The sequence below is a fragment of the Streptomyces sp. NBC_00102 genome (assembly GCF_026343115.1).
Taxonomy (GTDB): domain Bacteria; phylum Actinomycetota; class Actinomycetes; order Streptomycetales; family Streptomycetaceae; genus Streptomyces.
In genome coordinates this window covers 23,840-41,224 of the sequence record NZ_JAPEMC010000002.1, presented here as the reverse complement: position 1 = coordinate 41,224, position 17,385 = coordinate 23,840, and the positions used below count along the sequence as shown (strand labels likewise).

Genomic DNA, 17,385 nt, shown 5'->3' with positions numbered 1-17,385 from the left:
GGCCCTCGGCGCTTCCGCGTTCCGGCTCCGGCTCCTTGTCGCATCCACGGCGATACGTGGTGCCCCAAATGCCCGGGTGCCGTTCGCCTTGCCGCGTCGCCGCCCTCGCGCAGCACCGTGACACCGATCGCGGTGGCGTCCGCGCGAACCAACCCCCGGCCCGGCCGGATCGTCCGTACCGCCTCGAACAGGCACCGGATGCCCGCTACTATCCCCGGCCATGACCGACGACGTACGCAACATCGTGCTGGGCGTCATGGCCGCGGGAGTGAGCGCGGCTCTCGGCTGGCTCGCGCGCACCTACCTCTGGCGCCGCAAACTCCGCCGTAAGCAGGCCTTCTTCGGGCTTCCGGCCAACTCCGAATGCCTGTTGGTCGTCAACCGGGACCCGGGGACGGACGGCGCGGTGCACCGGAACGACGTCTTCGCCCTGCTGGAACTGTCGGCGATGATCAAGGAGTGCGGGGCGCACGCGCAGATCCTCTCCCACGACACGGCACGCCAGGGCTTCGGGGAGCGGACGGAGTACTGCGTGGGCGGTCCGGGATCCAACCGGCGCATGGCCGCGCACCTCCAGTCGCTGCTTCCCGGCGTGCGGGTGAACACCGACCGCGAACCGGGCCCGGACCGGGCGTCCTTCCGCATCGGCACGGAGTACTACCCGGTGGAGAACGGCGTCCTGGAACACGTACTCCTGGCGCGGCTGAGCATCGGCCGGGAGGCCCGGCCGGTGTTCCTCCTCTGCGGTCAGCGCGCGATCACCAACCAGGCCGCCGCCCGTCATCTGGTGCGGCACTACGGGAAGTTGGCGCGCACCTACCGCGACTCGACCTTCTGCCTGCTGCTGAAGGTCGTCAACTCCGAGGCGTACGGCCCCGACATGGTGGAGGTGGTCGCGGACGTGACGCGCGCCGCGCAGACCCCGCTACCGGCGGCGGCCCCCGCCGTCGATGCCGCCGACTGAGCGGCGGCATCGACCCCCGCACGCGCGACCGGGCCACCGTCGTGGGTGACGACGGCGGCCCGGTCCCGCAGGCGGACGGCCTACGGCGAGGGGGTGGCGGAGGCCCTTCCGCAGGGGAGTTGGGCCTCGATCTGCGCCCGGGTCATCACCTTGCCCCGCTGAGTCATGTACTCGTCCGGGCCCAAGGTCACCGAAGGCAACCGTGAGAGGTCGACCTCCCCGTCCTGGCCGGAGTATCCGTGCACGGCCGTTTCGAACCGGACCGACACGTAATACGCGTTCGGGAGCTTTCCGGCCACCGGCATCACCTCCGAGGCGAAGTCCCGTGCGCTCCCTACCGCGAAGACACCTCGTCGCGCCTCCGGCACCTTGGGACGCACGGCCTTCCAGAGCGTCTTGAACCCGTCCCCCCTGCCCTCACCCTTGACCCGGACGACTGCCTCCGCCTCGCGAACCACCGCCCCCGGACAGACGGGCATGACGATCATCAGCTCCGCGCCCTCCAAACGGAATCCGGCGATGGGCGGGGTCGGGCCCGGAATGGTGCACGCCGTCACCACGGCCATGGCGGCGACTGCTGGAGCCACCACTCGAACAGCCCGGCCTCGCACGCCCGCTGTCACGGAGTAAGGCACTCGACGTATCCCCCGTTTGCCCAGTCCGCAGCTTCCTCGTAGGCATTCTCGCAGGGATCGGCTCCCTCCATCAGGTAGTCCAAGGCGAACAGCAAGCCCCGCTCGTTCCACTGGTCAACGTGCACACGCTCGTGTCTGAGCTTCGCGTCTCGCGTGGACTCCTCATTACGGCTGGTCACGTATGTCGTTCCGAGCGTGGTCCCTCCCCTGCCGTAAATGGACTGCCCGAAGACGGAGAAGTCAGTGGTGCAGGTGGTCAGGCCCTTGGCCTCGGAGCAACTCGCACCAGTCAGCTTGGCCGCCTCCTCGTAGCCCACTCCCAGCAGCTTGGACTGTGCCCTCCTCTCCATGTCGATCTCCTTCCCCAGCGCTCCGATGAGCTTGTCGAACAGGCTCTCACCGTCCTCGTCCTTCTTGCTCGTGGCGGGGATGTTACGAATCTGCAGGCGCAGAAACTCTTCACGGCATTCGTCGTTGCACCCGTCCAGGTTCACCATCGGGACGGTCGAACGGCGCTCGACGGACAGTCCGTACAAGTACATGCGAAGCTTGTCAATGTATGCCTGGCGCATCGCGAGCAGGCGCTGCTGCTCCCACAGGATGGTTGCCTGGCACGAGGCATCGCAGGTACTACTGCCGGTGTTGCTCCCGGTGGACGTGCCCTTGCTGCTCGTGCCGCTGTTGCCTGCGCCGGTGCCGCTGCTGGCGCCGAGGCCCGTGGATCCCGTGGACAAAAACGTGTCCGCGGCAATCACTTCCGGTGAGCAGTTGGGCATCTCGCAGAACACCATCGAGCCCATACCGGTCGGGTCAGCCAGTGTCACCGGGTTGTTCTCGGCGTAGCCGTACCCGTTGAGCGACTGGTGTTTGTCCGTCTCCAGCAGCGGATCCGCGCTGAGGAAGCGCCCGGTGGCAGGGTCGAACTCGCGCGCTCCGACGTGTGTCAGGCCGGTACTGGCGTCCTGGGGTTTGCCGAGGAACCTCTTGTCGTCCGGCCACGTCGTGCCGGTGGTACCTCGCGCGCCGCCGAACGGTGTCGAGTAGCGCTTGGTGACGGCCTGGGTGGTCGCGTCGATCGCGATGCTGGAGGTGCCGTGCTGGTCGCCGGCGAGGAAGGTGAGTTTCTGGCTTCCGCTCTCGCTGCTCCGGACCGCCACGGTGGTGCCGCCCACGCTGTACGAGCGGGTGGCCCAGGTCTTGGTGGTGGTGCCGCTGACCTTGACGTGGATCTCGGTGGCCCCGAGGTACAGCACGCTCTCGCCGTCACCGGTGGCGCGACGGATCATCAGGTCGCCGGACGTGTCGTACAGGTAGTCCGTCCGCGAAGTGCCCTCGACGAGGGTGGCGAGCTTGCCCTCCGCGTTCCAGGTGAGGCTCTGGGTACCCGAACCGTCCGGGCGACGGGTCGTGTGGCCCGCGTCGTCGTAGTCGTACGTGGCCACGGCCGCCTTGCAGGGTTCCGTGCCGGCCGCCGCCGTGGTGGTGGTCAGGGTGTGCCGTTGCGCCGTGTCGTTGTAGCAGTAGGTGGTGGCGGCGGGGGTTCCGGCCGCGTCGTAGCCGGTCTCACCGGTCCGCAGGCCGGCGGTGTCGTAGGTGTAGCCGACACGGTAGGGCGCCGGGCCGCCGACGGCCGGGGTGGTGCAGTCACTCGTCGTCTGCGACCACGCCTCCTTCAGTCTCTGCTGGCCGTCGTGGGTGAAGCACTGGGTCTCCCCTTTGATCGCCGTGTCCGGATTGGGCTCGTCGGTGATCTTCAGGACGTTGCCGGCGTCGTCGTACGTGTAGGTGAGGTCCTGCGGTTTGTAGGGCGCAGTCTGCGGGGTGGTGACGTAGGAGCGGAGCAGTCGGTCGGTGCCCTGTTCGTAGTCGAAGTTGAGGTCGGTCTTCTTGCTGCCCGTGGCGGACGACACCGCGAGGCTCAGCAGTTGGGGCTGCCCCTGCGCGCTGTAGCTCGCGCTCTGCAGATAGCCGGAGGTGCCGGAGTAGACGGAGGTGGGCTGGCCCGTCGAGGTGTACTTCGTCTGGATGGTCTCGGCGGGAAGCCCGCCGGCCGCGGGTTCCGTGGTGGACGCCACCGTGCCGTCGGGGTTGTAGGCCGTGTCGAAGGTGTACGTGGCCGCGGCGGATTTCGACGTGACGAACGGGTCCGAGGCCGAGAGGGAGAGCTGCGAGCTGGTCGTCCGGTAGAGATTGTCGTAGCTGACGACGGAACGGGTGTAGCTCTTGCCGGTGGCCCCCGCGCCTCCGACGTAGCGCGTGGAGCCTGTCGGCTTCCCCTTCGCGACCGTGTCGAAGTCCCAGTGGGCCAGCTTGTTCTCCTCGGTGCGGGCGGCCGACCAGAGGTCGGTGGTGCGGCCCAGGACGTCGTATCCGTAGAGCAGTTGCTTTCCGGCCGCGTCCTTCGTCCAGTCGGTCTGGTCGGCGGCGGTGTATCCGGTGAGCGAGGTCCCCGTGTCGGGGTCGGTGGACTTGACCCGGCGACCGAACAGGTCGTAGCCGTACGACCACACCCCGCCGTCCGGGCCGGTGATCGTGTCGTCCTTCCCGTCACGGGTGTAGGTGTACCGGGTGGTGGTGTACGCCGCCCCGAGAGTGCCCGAGTACGTGGCGTCGACGGGGCTGGGACCGGCGTATTCGCGGCGCTCGACGAGTCTGCCCAGCGCGTCGGTGATCTCCCGGGTGGCCCGTCCGCCCGTCTGCGCGCTCTGCGCGGTGGAGTCGCCGGTGTACGTGGTGTTCGTCGTCCATTTCGCCACGCCGAACACCGTGAAGGTGTTGCTGATCGCTCTCCCGGCCCCGTCGTAGACCGTGCTGTTCTGTTTCGGTGCCTCCCCCTGCTCTTCGCGGCTGTACGTGCCTTCCGGAGTCTTCAGGGGGTCGTAGATGTCGGTGTAGGTCTCCTCGACGAGTCCGCGCGAGTCGTAGCGGGTGTCCGACAGCAGGCGCCCGCCGTTCGGTGTCGTCGTCTGCTTCTGGAGCGGCCTCAGCAGCGAGTCGTAGATGTCGTACGAGGTGCTGACCGTGGTGGACGACTTGACGTCCGACCTCGCGATCGACGGCGCCTTGCCCCGCTCCAGGGTGTACGCGTACGAAGTGGTCGCGAGGTCGCCGGCGTCCTTGCTCCGGTCGGGCATCCAGACGCCGGTGAGCCGCCCGAGTCCGTCGTAGGTCTGCTCGGTCTTCTTCGCGTTGGCGTCGTAGGTCCGCACCGGCAGACCCCGGATGCCGTCCAGGAAGGTCGTGGTCTTGAACTGCTTGATGTCGGTGACGACGTTCTTGGTCGGGACCCCCGCGCCCGTGGGCGTGTACTCGGTAGTGGTGGTCGCTCCCGAAGCGTCCGTCAGGCTGACCGGGCGGCCGAGCGTGTCGAACTCCTTCTTCGTCAGGCGCTGCCACCCCGAGGGAGCCCGCTCGCCTCCCGTGGCCGAGGCCGGGTACCCCGTCGCACGGCCGGTCCACGACTCCGCGCCCGCGGTGGGTACCTGGCCGGCGGTCCAGCCGGTGGCGTTCGGCGTGTCGTAGACGGTGGCGGTGTCGGCCAGGACGTCACCGCGGGTCGCCGAGGACGTGGGGAGCGAAAGATCCGCCTCGGCGGTCGCGCAGGTACGTCCCACCACACGGATGCGCGAGGTGAGACCGTTGATTCCCGCCGTGTCGTTGCGCGCGTACCAGGTGCGGGTGCACGTCTCGTCCCCGGACTTGGCGGTGTCCCCGGCGCTGTCGACCTTCGCCGCCATCCCGTAGGAGTCGTACGTGGTCGTCGTGCTGGTGGTGCGCCAGGTCTTGGGAACGGTCAGATAGGTGTGGGTGGTCGCCTTCCCGATCCGCAGGTAGTACGCCTCCGTGTCCGCGAAGGACTTGTGCTGGACCGCGGTGCGGGCCGACCAGGGGTCGGTGACCGACACCGAGACCGGTGCGTCCCCGTCGTAGCCGACCGTCTGCCGGGTGAACCCCACGTACTGTTCGGCGTCGGTGAAGTCCGGGACGTCCAGACCCGCCACGTCCATTCCGGGCAACGTCACGCTGCGGGTTCCGCCGGCCTTGCGCGGATCGCCGTTCATGCCCTGGAAGTACGAGGTGACGGTCCGGGTCTGGGTCCCGTCGGTGTCACCGGTCGTCTCCGTGACCTTCTGATAGCCGCGCCAGACGGACCAGGTCCGCTCGTCCGACGCGACGAACGGACTGTCGTTGTAGTGCCACGCGGGCTTCTCGTACGCGTAGGAGTGCTCGACGAGTTCGCCGTGTCCTGCGGGGTCTCCCTCGCTGACCGCCACCACACGGTACTTGTGGAACCAGTCGAGGGTGGCGTCGGTCGCGCCGTTGACGTGCCAGTACAGCGGGTAGCACGATTCGCCGTTGTCGTCCTCGGCCTTGGGCATCCTCGTGCCGCGCACGCACTCGGGCGCGCTGTACGTCACCGTGGTGACCGCACCGGTCTCGGACGTGACGGACAGCAGGCGGGGACGGGTGAGAGGGAGGATGTTGCCGCCGCCCGGCTGTGTTCCGCCGGCGACACGGTTCGGGTCCATGCGGTAGGTGAGAGTGACGGGATCCAGCTCGACGCTGGTACTGGACTCGCCGGTCCGCCGGATGCTCTGCAGCGTCAGCACCTGGTCCGAGGAGTCCTCGTCGATGTCCCCGCCGTCGAGGTACTTCTGGGTGAACTCCCAGGAGTCGACAGCCTTGTACGCGGTGCCGACAAGGACGGAACTGTCGATTCCGACCAGCCGCTTGCGGGTGAAGAACGTGGGGCCTTCCGGCCGGCAGTCGTCCTTGGAGGCGCCGGCCGCGCAGATGGCGTCGAACGGCACGTCGGGCCAGTTCTTCGCCGTGTCCTCGGTGAGCGAGCCGCAGTCGCTCTCGCAGCGCTCCGCGTAGGTGAAGTCCACCTTGTAGGGGGAGGTCGGGCCGAACAGGTCCTCCGACCGCTGACCATAGAGGATCTTGCTGAGATAACCACCGCGCTGGTAGGCGGTGTTGGCGGTCTCCGCCTTGTTCTTGCGGTAGTTGTTGGACTCCGCGGTGTACCAGTACGTCATCGCGTTCCCGTGCGTGTCCTCGACGTAGTCGAGGTTCCAGCGCCATGCCTGCTGCGACGCACGGTCGGCGAAGGCGTCCCCCTTGTCGTACCCGGGCTCGTTCTCGTCGTCGCCGTAGACCGGCACCGTCCAGACCGAGTTCGTACGCTGGTCGCCCGCACCGAGCAGCTTGTTCACGCCGAAGTGGTAGGCCGTTCCGTCGCCCGTGGTGACGGTCCAGTTCTCACCGTCGTCGTCACCGTTCGCCGCACCGGTGGAGTGCGTGACGGTGGAGGCGTCGTCGTTCTTGAGATGCCACTTCCCGGTCGAGTCGTCCTTGACCAGTTCCGTCGCCTTGCCGTTGAGCACCAGCGAGGCGTTCTCGTACTTCCAGCAGAGGTCGTACTGCTCGTCGTGGCCGTCCCGGTCGCAGGAACCGTAGTTCCGCTCGATGAAGGAAACGGCCGTCAGCCCGAATCCCTCGCCGACGTCGGTCCCCTGGTTGTTGGTGGAGGCGTTCCGGCCGTCGATGCCGCCCGAGTCGTACGACAGGTTCAGGGAAGGGGACGGACCAGCCGCGGGAGCCGGAGCGGCGATCGGGTAGGTCCAGGTGAACGAGCCGGAGGAACCACCGGCCTCCCACGTGGAGGAGGACGCCAGCGGGGTGGCCGCGTAGTCACCACCGCCGGTGGCGGACTCGGCGGACGCGCTGGAGGTGATGGCCAGGACGAGGGGAGCCACCGAGTCGGGGCTCTGTGCCGACCGGTCGGCGGAGTCGGCCACGGACCGGGTGAACGTGAGGTCCGCGGAAAGCTCGTGGGCGGGCACGTCGTTCGCCGTCCTCAGCGGCACGGCGGTCCGGCATCGGGCGGCTTCCGGAGTCGTCAGCACGCACGCGGGAAGCTGGACGAGCTGCAGCCGGCTCGACCACCCTCCGCCGAGCACGGACGCGAACGACGAATAGTCGACGCCGAGTCGCGCGGCGCCCGGGTCGTCGGCCTGCGCCGTCAGCAGGACCCCCCGTACTCCCGCGGCACGGGTCGCGTCGCGATCCAGCACGGTGACGGTCGCGCGGGCCGGACCACCGGCCGCCTCCCGCCCCGTCAGGGACACGGGTACTTCCCCGACCACGGTCCGCCCGGCCGACGCGCGCTTCTCCACGTCCACCGTCGCCCTGGCAGCGGACGGCCAGCGGGCCCCGTTCCGTTCGGCCTTCGCCGTCTTCGCGTCTTCGGCGTTGCGGGCAGCCGAGTCGGCCACCCGCCGCCTCGACGCGGTCGCACCCGCCCCGTCCATCTCCACGACCTTGCTGGCGCGTTGCGGCTTCGGCGCACCCGGAATCCCCGGGCGTTCCGCGGCCTGTGCCAGAGGCGTCAGCCCCACCGGAACCGCGAGCACGGCGGAGAGCAGCACAACCAGCCCCGCGCGTCTTCGGCGTGCCGAGCGCCTGGAGACCACCGTCCGCCTGTCCCGGCGGAACGGACTACCCACACCCATACCCATGCCTGTCAAACCTCCACCATGTCTGTGAGGAACCGTCGGTGAGCCGAGCCGCCGGCCCTGGTCGTGCCACGCACCGGCTCCGACGTGGTGCGTGACGGAAAACGCCTTGCCGCGCACCGTGCCGGCGGCGCTCCGTATCGGGGGTGTTCCGCGGCTGTCCGACCCGAGTGGTCGCACCCCTGTTCCGGGGGCGGGCCACTGGGCCCGCCCCCGGAACAGGGAGTGGCGACTCAGTCGGTGGCGTCGGTGCCGACGGCCTGCCCCAGCTGATCGACGCTGGTCATCGCCCCCGCCCAGAGGCGGATGTCGTCGACGCGGCCGACGAGACGACCGCCCCAGGCAGAACCTTCGCGGCGTTGCCCCACCGCGAACTCGCCCGTACCGAGGACTGCCGTGTACGCCTTCTCCTGGTCGTTCGGGATCAGCCCGACGTAGAGCTCGATCTTCGGTACGCCGGAATCGTCGAGGGCGCCGTAGACACCCGTCAGCCGGACCGGGGTGCCCACTTCGGCGAACTCGTCGGAGGTCACCCACCGCGCGGTCCCGTCACTGTCGACCCGGCCGAAGCGCCAGTAGCCCACGGATGCCGTGTACTCGTTGCCGTCGTCGTCCAGCCGCTTCTCCCGACCGGTCAGTTCGAACCAGAGGCCCCAGGAGGTACCGTCCGCCGCACGCTGTCCGGCGACCTGGCCGACGTAGCCGATGTTCTTGGTCCCGAGCGCGGCCGGGTCGAGTTCCACCTGTGCCGAGACGGTGAACGAACCGGTGTCGTCCAGCATCGGTCCGGAGGTCAGGGCACCGCCGGTGCCGTCCAGAACCAGCGAGGTCCCGTCCAGCGATCCGCCGGCAGCGAGCGGGAGGTCCCGCCCGTAGCCCGAAGTGTCCGGCAGCGCGCTACCGGTAGCGCCGGCCGCGTCCCAGTCGGCGACGAGCTCGGTGTCCGCGAGCCCGGACACCGGCGACAGCGAGCGCGCTTCCTTGGCGACCTCCGCACCGGACAGGACGCGCTGCCACACGGCCACCTCGTCGATGGAGCCGGAGAAGTTCGAGCGGTAGACGTCGTTCCACTTGTACCGGCCGATCTGCAGCCCGCCCGTGGAAGCCCACCCGCCCGCGACGTTCGCCGTTCCCGACAGTTTGCCGTTCACGTAGAACGCCAGATTCCGCGAGACCGGGTCGTAGCTTCCCGCGAGATGCGTCCAGGAGTGCTGCTGCGCGGAGTTGACCTGCGCGCACTTGCCCAGGTACGCGGTGGTGGCGTCGGCGTCCTGCGCCTTCGAGCCGAAGCACCAGCTGATCCTGGCAGTGTCGTACCAGACGGCGAAGGGGCTGAAGTGTGCCCCGTCCTGTGACAGAACGAGACGGTCACCGGTGCCGGGTTCGAGCCTCACCCAGGCGGAGAAGGTGTAGGCCGAGCGTGTTTCCAGGACGGGCCCGGCTGTCGCCGCGTACCCGGTCTTACCGTCGAGCACGAGTCCCCGGTCCGTCTTCGCCGTGTCGAGGGGCTGCCCGGCGTCGTCGTACCACAGCTCGCCGCGCCTGCCCCTGTCGTCACGGCTCGCCGAGGCCGAGAGCACGGCGTTGTCCCGGTCGGCGGCCGTGGTCGTCGACGAGTCGACGGCCGCGCCGCTCTCCTCGTCGAAGTGCCAGCGTCCGACCGGGCCGTCGCCCTCCTTCACCAGGAAGCTGACGAGCTGTCTGGCCCCCCAGCGTCCGACCGTGTCCTTGGCCTGCACCTCGAGCTGGTAGGTGCCCGACTCCTCGGGGACCACGTCCCGCTTCACCTCGGATCCCGGGAGTTCGGCGGACCAGGTCGGCAGGTTCGCCTGCTTGTACCGGTAGGCGACGATGCTGTTCGCGTCGCCCGCGCCGGCGGCGAAGGTGAACGACCCCTTGACGTTCGGGCCGCCGGCGGGAAGGCAGGTCGCCGTGCACAGGGTGTAGACACTGTTCGCCGTGACGACCGGGGCCTTGGGCGCCGTGGGGTCGACCTTGAAGAAGCACCAGCCGGTCGTCGAGCCGTTGGAGGGACCGGGAAGTTGGCTCGCCCCGCCGTTGTAGTACGAGCGGGTCCATGACCGGTACCGGTACAGGGTGCCTTCGGTGAGGGTCGGCGTACTCGCGTTGAGGGCGGGCGGGTTGTCCCCGACGTATCCCGTGGTCGGTCTCTCCATGGTGGTCATGGCGGCGGACCAGGTTCCGTCGGCGTTCTTCTTGTCCACGGCCATCGCGACCCTGAGCTGTGCGTCCTTCTCTCCACCGGCCGCGGTCTGCGGCACCGAGGACAGCAGGGGGGTCGGATCGGACACGATCGCGGGATCGGCCTCGTGCGTCTCGCACACGGTGCCAGAACCCGTGACGATGCCGATGCCGGTGGGCTTGGCGGGCAGGCCGACGAAATCCACCACCAGAACGCCGTCGTTCCTGAAGCGCTTCCACGCGGAGGCGTCGCCTTCGTCGTGTGCCGCGAGCATCAGCGTGAGGCGGGAGAACTTCCCCGCCGCGAAGTCCCGCACGGTGGGGGTCAGGTTCTCGTTGGTCTCATCCGCGTTGTCCGTGAAGTCGATGGGCGCGGTGGGCGAATCGGGATCGCACGCGGACCCCCGGCCGGCCGACACGTTGCGGTCGCCCATCAGGTCCAGGCTCTTGGGCCGTGACGCCCAAGTGGTCGTGGACGAAATGTTGTTGGTGCGCCACAGATCCACCCACCTCGGCTCGCACTGGAAGGCCCACGGCTCGCTGACCCTGAAGGTGGCCTTCAGGACCTGCTTCCCCTTCAGGCTCGCCGGGGAGAATTCGTAGTACAGGCGCTGCTGGTAGCCCGGACCGCAGTAGTAGATGCTCCACGTACCGCACTTGCCGACGCCCTTGCCCTGGTCGTCGTCCCCGTTGTCCCAGCCGTAGGACTCGTACCCGTCCGAGCGGAGCAAGGTGCGCTCGGACTCGCCCCAGGTCACCGTCGGGTCGATGAAGAGCGGGAAGTCGGACGCCTCGGTGCCCTCCATCATGTCCGCGTCCGGGACCACGGCGAGCGAGTCCTCGGTGAGGTGGATCGCGACCTTCGCCACATTGTCCCCCTGGCCGGGTTCCAGACCCGGTCCGGAGTCCTCGGAGGCCGGCGCGGCGGCCGACGCCACGGCGGATCGTGCGGCGACGGCCGCCTCGGGCTGCGCGGAGTCCGCCGTTCCCGCCGAGTCCCACATCTGCGCCGGCGGCGCACGGAAGACGGTCCGCCCGTTCGGATCGACGGCGGTCAGATTGCCCGCCGCCCCCTGCCGCACGGTGAGTCCCTTGGTCGACAGCCCGAGAGTGAGCTTGCGCAGTGCGGGATCGGCGGCCGCTTCCGGCGTCCTGACGATCAGCACCTGCCGAAAACTCTCCGTCGTGGCCGTCAACTTCAGATCGACGTCCGGGAAGACATCCGGGTAGACGGCTTCGCTTCCGCTGATCCTGGGCGTCGGCAAGGGACGCGGCCATGTCAACGAAAGCGACCGGCCACCGTCGGTCATGGTGACCAGCGAGTCGCTTCCCCCCGCCGAGAAGGCCATGTCGACGGCTGCCGCCCGAGGAGCGACCATACCGTCCGCGCGGTTCTCCAGCGTCGCGTCCACCGCCTGCCAGCCACCCCCGGGCTTCGCGGCGCGCACCGGAACCACCGACTGCTCCATCGTGAAGGTGAACCCGTCAGGGTTGGCGAAAACGGTGTCGTACTCCGATCGTTCTCCCGCCACCTCGACGCGGACACCGGAACTTTTGGCCTCGGCCAGCGCGCGCTGGCCTTCACTGGGCTCCACCGCCGTCGCGGCTTCCTCGACCGCATGCGCCAACGGTGCCGGAAGCACCAGTGCCGACAGGGAAGCCGCCACCACCATGGCCCACCAGCTACGTCGGGCACATCGAAAGCCCGTCCTCAACCCCACAGTCCCCACCCCAGAGTCACCCTGCGTACTCCAACGGGGACGGAGTCAACGACTGACCGGCCGCCCTCGTCAAGGAGTGGCCTGCTTCCGTCAGCGGTCCGTCGGCGATCAGCCCCGGAGAACAGCCTCTATGCCGGAATTGGCACCGCGCCCGCACCAACCCCGTCCGCTACGGAATGCCACGAGGGCCGCGAGGTCACGAGCTCCCCGTCTCCATCAAATCCCTCAGATCACCCGATCTTCACGCCCATACGGAACCCGCTCTGCCGGTTTGGATACCACCCGCAACAGGACAAGGGTGTGACTCACATCACACAGAAAATGCACGGGTTTCAGCCACTCGAAATTCGGTTGAACAGACAGCGCTGGTAGGGCGAACGGGTAAACGGGCCTTCGTCGTGCATCCCCACGACGACGGCCCGTTTCCGTTCAACGGCACCTTCCGGTACTTCGGTTGGGCAACGCCCCCTCTGCCTTCCGGCGGGTCACCGGCGTACAGCTGACCTTCTTCCCGCAGTGGGCGGCCGGGAAATGGCTTTCCGGGCCCGCGCGCGGGAGGTGATCTCCGGCTGCTGGCCGGCCAGGGTGTCCGAGCTCGGTCCGCCGGACACCGTCAGGGCAACAGGGGTCCTGGTCCGGCCGGTGAAACCTCCACGGCCTCCGTCTTCGGGTTGCGGCGCTGGCGCTTGGCCATCCAGGTGGCGAACCACGAGAGGAGCATGCACATCCCGATGTAGATGGGGGAGATCACCATCACGACCGGGATGAACGGGAGGTCGTAGTCGAGGTTGGAGGCGATGAGCTTCCCCGCGTGGAGGAACTCCTCGTAGGTGATCAGGTATCCCAGCGAGGTGTCCTTCAACGCCACCACGAGCTGGCTGATGATGGTCGGCATCATGGCGCGTACGGCCTGCGGCGCGAGTACGGAGACGGTGACCTGGGTCTTGCGCATGCCCAGCGCGTACGCGGCCTCCCGCTGGCCGCGTTCCACGGAGTTGATCCCGGTACGGAACACCTCGGCGAGCACCGAGCCGTTGTAGAGGGTCAGTCCGGCGACCAGGGCGGGCAGCGGCTGGACCTTCAGCGCCACGAAGATGAAGAAGATCATCACCAGTACGGGCATGGCGCGGAAGAACTCGACGAGCACGGTGGAGATCCAGCGGACCGGCCGGTGCACGGAGAGCCGTCCGACGGCGAGGACCGCGCCGAGCGCCAGCGAGAGCACCGCCGCGTACGCGAACGCCTTGAGGGTGTTGCCCAGGCCGCGCAGCAGCAGTTCCTGAATTCCCTTGTAGGTGAAGGGATTCCACTTGGCGGCGGTGAACTGGCCCGTGTCGAAGAGGAGATAGACGATCCACCCGAAGAGGGCGGCGACCAGGACCGTGGCGGCGATCCCGTAGAAGAGGTGCCGCTTGCGGGCTTCGGGGCCGGGGATGTCGTAGAGCGCGGTGGCGGCGGGTGCGGCGTGGGTGGTCATCGGGTCACCCCCCAGCGCTTCTCCATCACGGTGAAGAGCGCGCTGATCGCCAGGGTGATGATGAGGTAGCCCACGGCGATCCAGACGAAGGTCCAGATGATGCTGTAGCCCAGCTCGTTGAGGGTCTTGTAGGTGCCCAGGAGTTCCGTGACGCTGAAGGCGCCGGCGATCGCGGAGTTCTTGGCGAGCGCGATGAGTGTCGAGCCGACCGGCGGGATCACCGAGCGGAACGCCTGGGGCAGTACCACCGTGTTGAGGGTCTGCCCGAAGGACATGCCGAGGCTGCGGGCGGCTTCCCCCTGGCCGGTGGGCACGGTGTTGATGCCGGAGCGCAGCACCTCGCAGATGAACGCCGAGGTGTAGCAGCCCAGGGCGAGGACGGCGAAGACGTTGAACGGCAGGACGAGGCCGAAGCGCGGCAGTCCGAGGAGGACGGCGAAGAACAGCAGGGTGAGCGGGGTGTTGCGCAGCACCGCCACCCAGACGGTGCCGACGAGCCGGAGCGAGCCGACCGGGGCGACGCGGAAGGAGGCCATGACGAAGCCGAGCACGAGGGCCAGGAGCGAGGCGAAGACGGTGAGTTCGAGCGTGCCGAGGAACCCTTTGCCGTAGAGCGAGAAGTTCTGTGTCAGTACGTCCATGGTGGCCGGTCCCTCAGTTCGCCGGGTAGCGGTCGATGGGCGGCGGCGTCGGCGCGGGTACTCCGGAGAGCCCCAGCGTGGCTTCGAACGCCTTCTTCCAGTTGCCGTTCTTCTCGTTCTTCTCCAGTGCGTCGTTGATCGCGGCCCGCAGGGCGTTGTCGCTGCGCGGCACGCCGATGCCGTACGGCTCCTCGGAGAAGGGCTTGCCGACGACCTTCATCTCGTCGGGTGCCTTCGCCGCGAAGCCGAGCAGGATCGCGTCGTCGGTGGTGACGACGTCGACCTGGAAGGTCAGCAGGTTGTCGACGCAGATGGAGTACGTGTCGTAGGCGACCAGGTCCGCTTCGGGGTAGTCGGCGGCGATGCGCTGGTAGGGGGTGGACCCGGCGGCCGAGCAGACCGTCTTGCCCGCGAGGTCCTGCGGGCCGTGGATGTCGTTCTCGTCGGTGCGCACCAGGAGGCCCTGTCCGGCCATGAAGTAGGGGCCGGCGAACCCGACGAGCTTCTTGCGCATGTCGTTGATGGTGTAGGTGCCGACGTAGTAGTCGATCTGGCCGTTCTGCAGGGCGGTTTCGCGGTTGGCCGAGGCGATCGTCTTGAACTGGATCTCCTTCGGGCCGAAGCCGAGATAGGCCGCCACCATGGTGGCGATCTCGATGTCGAAGCCGGAGTAGACCCCGGTGGCCGGGTCCTTCTCGCCGAGGTAGGGCTGGTCCTCCTTGGCGCCGATCACCAGGCGGCCCCGACGCTCGGCTCGGTTCCAGGTCTTCGACGCGGGCAGCCGGAAGCCGGTGTTCACCGTGTAGTGGGGCAGTTCGTCGGCCTTGGGCCCCTTGACCGGCGGGGAGCCCTCCTTGCCGCACCCTGCGGCGAGGGCCATCAGCAGCAGGCCGACCAGCAGAGCGGTGATCTTCTTCGTACGCAACGCGGAGCCTCCCGTCAGTGTTTGAGGATCTTGGACAGGAAGTCCTTGGCGCGGTCGCTCTCGGGGGCGGTGAAGAAATCCTCCGGAGTCCGGTCCTCGACGATGAGTCCGTCCGCCATGAAGACCACCCGGTTCGCGGCGGACCGGGCGAAGCCCATCTCGTGGGTGACGACGACCATGGTCATCCCGTCCCGCGCCAGTTGCTGCATGACCTCCAGCACCTCGTTGATCATCTCCGGGTCGAGCGCCGAGGTGGGCTCGTCGAAGAGGAGGGCTTTGGGGTCCATGGCCAGGGCGCGGGCGATGGCCACGCGTTGCTGCTGGCCCCCGGAGAGCTGAGCGGGGAACTTGTCGGCGTGCGCGGCGAGCCCCACGCGCTCCAGCAGTTCCCGGGAGCGGGCGTCGGCCTCCGGCCTCTTCCGCTTGCGTACCATCATCTGCGCGAGGGAGACGTTGGCGAGCACGGTCTTGTGCGCGAACAGGTTGAACGACTGGAAGACCATGCCCACTTCGGCCCTGAGCTCCGCCAGCCCCTTGCCCTCCTCGGGGAGAGGCTTACCGTCGATCGTGATCCGGCCCGACTCGATCGTCTCCAGCCGGTTGATCGCCCGGCAGAGCGTCGACTTGCCGGAGCCGGAGGGGCCGATGACCACCACCACCTCCCCGCGGCCGACGGTGAGATTGATGTCCCGCAGAACGTGCAAGTCACCGAAGTGCTTGTTGACGTCCCGCAGATCGATCAACGGATCGACGGCCATACGCTGCCCTGCCCATGTGTCGCTGTGTGTCGGCTCAGCGGAAACTATCCGCATGGGTAAGGGACTTCGCGCCCGACACGCAAACAGGGCGAAAGGCTGTTTATCTAGATGGATCCGGCGGGAGGCCGCACGGGGGGAGCGCCGGCTCCGGGCGGGCGACGGGCCCGGGTGTCCCCCGCGTCATTCCTCGGCGGCTTCGGCGTACACCTGGGAGAGTTCGGGGCTGCCGTAGACCGCCCAGTCCAGGCCGGCTCCGACGACGTCGACTTCCCGTCCGGAGGGCAGCCGCACGACGGGCTGACCGCTCGGCCAGATGTCCCACCGGGCTCCGGGCACGGTCCGTACGAGCACGGTGCCGAGGTACAGCCCCGCGTCGTTTCCCAGCCAGGGCACCTCTTCCGGATCGTCGCGCCAGCGGGGCGGCAGCTGGTCGAGTGCGGTCAACGACCCGGGAGTGTCGTCCAGTTCGAGTCCACCGCTCCCCGCCCGGACGCGCAGCAGCTCGCATTCGGCGAGGAGTTCCGCGAGGCCGGCGGGGTCGGTCGCGGCGGTCTGGGCCAGCGTCACCGTGTGCGTACCGCCTTGACGCTTGCGCCAGTTGTCCAAGAAGGGGATGTTCACCCCACAAGGGTCGCACCTTCGTCCTGTCGTACGCCACAGGGCGCGCGCCGGTCCCGTCGGCGTGGTACCTGCCCTCCCCGGGGTACCGGCCGCTGCGTAGGCTGCCGGGATGAACGCATCGAACTATCTCTCCGGGCTCTTCTCCCTGGAAGGCAGGACCGCCGTCGTCACCGGTGGCAGCTCCGGCATCGGCAGGGCGATCGCGGAGGCGCTCGCCCGCGCGGGCGCGGCGGTCACCGTCGTGGCCCGCCGCGAGGCCGAGCTGAAGGCGACCGTGGACGAGCTGACAGGAGCGGGCTGCCGCGCCGACTGGGTGAGCGCGGACCTGGCCACCACCGAGGGGGTCCGGCAGGCGGCCGATGCCGTGGCCGAAAGGTCCGGGGAGCCGGACATTCTGGTGAACTGCGCCGGGATCAACCTGCGTCCGCCGATGGGCGAGCTGGGCGAGGACGTCTGGGACACCACGATGGCGGTGAACCTCAAGGCCCCCTACCTCCTCGGCACGCGGTTCGGACCGGGGATGGCGGAGCGCGGGTACGGGCGGATCATCCACATCAGCTCGCAGCAGGCGCACCGGGCGTTCGTGAGCAGCGGGGCGTACGGCGTCTCCAAGGGCGGGCTGGAGTCGCTCGCCCGGTCGCAGGCCGAGGCGTGGTCGCCGCACGGCGTCACCGCGAACACCCTCGTCCCGGGCTTCGTGATGACCCCCCTGAACACCCGGATCTCGTCGGACCCGGAGAAGGCGGCGGCACTGGCCGCCCGCACGATGGTGGGGCGCAACGGTCTGGCCGAGGACTTCGCCGCCGCGGCGGTGTTCCTGGCCGGTCCCGGTTCCGCGTACGTGACCGGCCAGTCCCTCTTCGTGGACGGCGGGTTCTCCGTCCATTAGGCGGTGCCCGGTGGGCGTGCGTCCGGTGGGGGGG

10 protein-coding genes are annotated in these 17,385 nt (G+C 68.7%); 2 read left to right on the top strand and 8 right to left on the bottom strand.

The genetic code is table 11. The annotated features are described in order from the left end of the window. Positions 1-220 precede the first annotated feature (220 nt). A complete protein-coding gene (locus OHA55_RS27810; RefSeq protein WP_266711436.1) occupies positions 221-964 on the top strand; it encodes a hypothetical protein in 744 nt (247 codons plus the stop codon). 80 nt (positions 965-1,044) lie between these two features. On the opposite strand, the gene OHA55_RS27805 is transcribed toward OHA55_RS27810, so the two are convergent. The 8 genes from OHA55_RS27805 to OHA55_RS27770 all read right to left on the bottom strand — a co-directional run bounded on the left by OHA55_RS27805 (position 1,045) and on the right by OHA55_RS27770 (position 16,462). Then, positions 1,045-1,551, bottom strand: coding sequence for a hypothetical protein (locus tag OHA55_RS27805; RefSeq protein ID WP_266711434.1), 507 nt, complete (start codon positions 1,549-1,551; stop codon positions 1,045-1,047). Between the two features lie 32 nt (positions 1,552-1,583). Then, the gene (locus tag OHA55_RS27800) at positions 1,584-8,030 is read right to left on the bottom strand and encodes an RHS repeat-associated core domain-containing protein (protein WP_266711432.1); all 6,447 of its coding nucleotides are present in this window, start codon (positions 8,028-8,030) and stop codon (positions 1,584-1,586) included. Between the two features lie 320 nt (positions 8,031-8,350). Further along, positions 8,351-11,992: a LamG domain-containing protein gene (locus tag OHA55_RS27795; protein WP_266711430.1), complete on the bottom strand. Its 3,642-nt coding sequence runs from the start codon at positions 11,990-11,992 to the stop codon at positions 8,351-8,353. 661 nt (positions 11,993-12,653) lie between these two features. After that, complete coding sequence (locus OHA55_RS27790; protein ID WP_266711427.1) at positions 12,654-13,517, bottom strand: amino acid ABC transporter permease; 864 nt, start codon at positions 13,515-13,517, stop codon at positions 12,654-12,656. Further along, complete coding sequence (locus tag OHA55_RS27785) at positions 13,514-14,158, bottom strand: amino acid ABC transporter permease (protein ID WP_266711424.1); 645 nt, start codon at positions 14,156-14,158, stop codon at positions 13,514-13,516. Before OHA55_RS27785 ends, OHA55_RS27790 begins: the two co-directional genes overlap by 4 nt. Before the next feature lie 13 nt (positions 14,159-14,171). Continuing rightward, complete coding sequence (locus OHA55_RS27780; protein ID WP_266712443.1) at positions 14,172-15,038, bottom strand: glutamate ABC transporter substrate-binding protein; 867 nt, start codon at positions 15,036-15,038, stop codon at positions 14,172-14,174. Positions 15,039-15,097: 59 nt separating this feature from the next. Continuing rightward, entirely contained in the window at positions 15,098-15,841 is a 744-nt protein-coding gene (locus OHA55_RS27775) for an amino acid ABC transporter ATP-binding protein (RefSeq protein WP_266711422.1), read from the bottom strand. A gap of 180 nt (positions 15,842-16,021) precedes the next feature. Beyond that, the gene (locus OHA55_RS27770) at positions 16,022-16,462 is read right to left on the bottom strand and encodes a DUF6278 family protein (protein WP_266711420.1); all 441 of its coding nucleotides are present in this window, start codon (positions 16,460-16,462) and stop codon (positions 16,022-16,024) included. Between the two features lie 109 nt (positions 16,463-16,571). Here OHA55_RS27770 and OHA55_RS27765 point away from each other — a divergent pair, with 109 nt between their 5' ends. Then, complete coding sequence (locus OHA55_RS27765) at positions 16,572-17,351, top strand: SDR family NAD(P)-dependent oxidoreductase (RefSeq protein ID WP_266711418.1); 780 nt, start codon at positions 16,572-16,574, stop codon at positions 17,349-17,351. The last annotated feature ends 34 nt before the right edge of the window (positions 17,352-17,385 follow it).

Bases quoted from the DNA above. Each gene is read 5' to 3' on its own strand.
- OHA55_RS27780 (WP_266712443.1), bottom strand. From the start codon at position 15,038: ATGGCCCTCGCCGCAGGGTGCGGCAAGGAGGGCTCCCCGCCGGTCAAG.
- OHA55_RS27765 (WP_266711418.1), top strand. From the start codon at position 16,572: ATGAACGCATCGAACTATCTCTCCGGGCTCTTCTCCCTGGAAGGCAGG.
- OHA55_RS27790 (WP_266711427.1), bottom strand. From the start codon at position 13,517: ATGACCACCCACGCCGCACCCGCCGCCACCGCGCTCTACGACATCCCC.
- OHA55_RS27795 (WP_266711430.1), bottom strand. From the start codon at position 11,992: ATGGTGGTGGCGGCTTCCCTGTCGGCACTGGTGCTTCCGGCACCGTTG.
- OHA55_RS27775 (WP_266711422.1), bottom strand. From the start codon at position 15,841: ATGGCCGTCGATCCGTTGATCGATCTGCGGGACGTCAACAAGCACTTC.
- OHA55_RS27785 (WP_266711424.1), bottom strand. From the start codon at position 14,158: ATGGACGTACTGACACAGAACTTCTCGCTCTACGGCAAAGGGTTCCTC.
- OHA55_RS27810 (WP_266711436.1), top strand. From the start codon at position 221: ATGACCGACGACGTACGCAACATCGTGCTGGGCGTCATGGCCGCGGGA.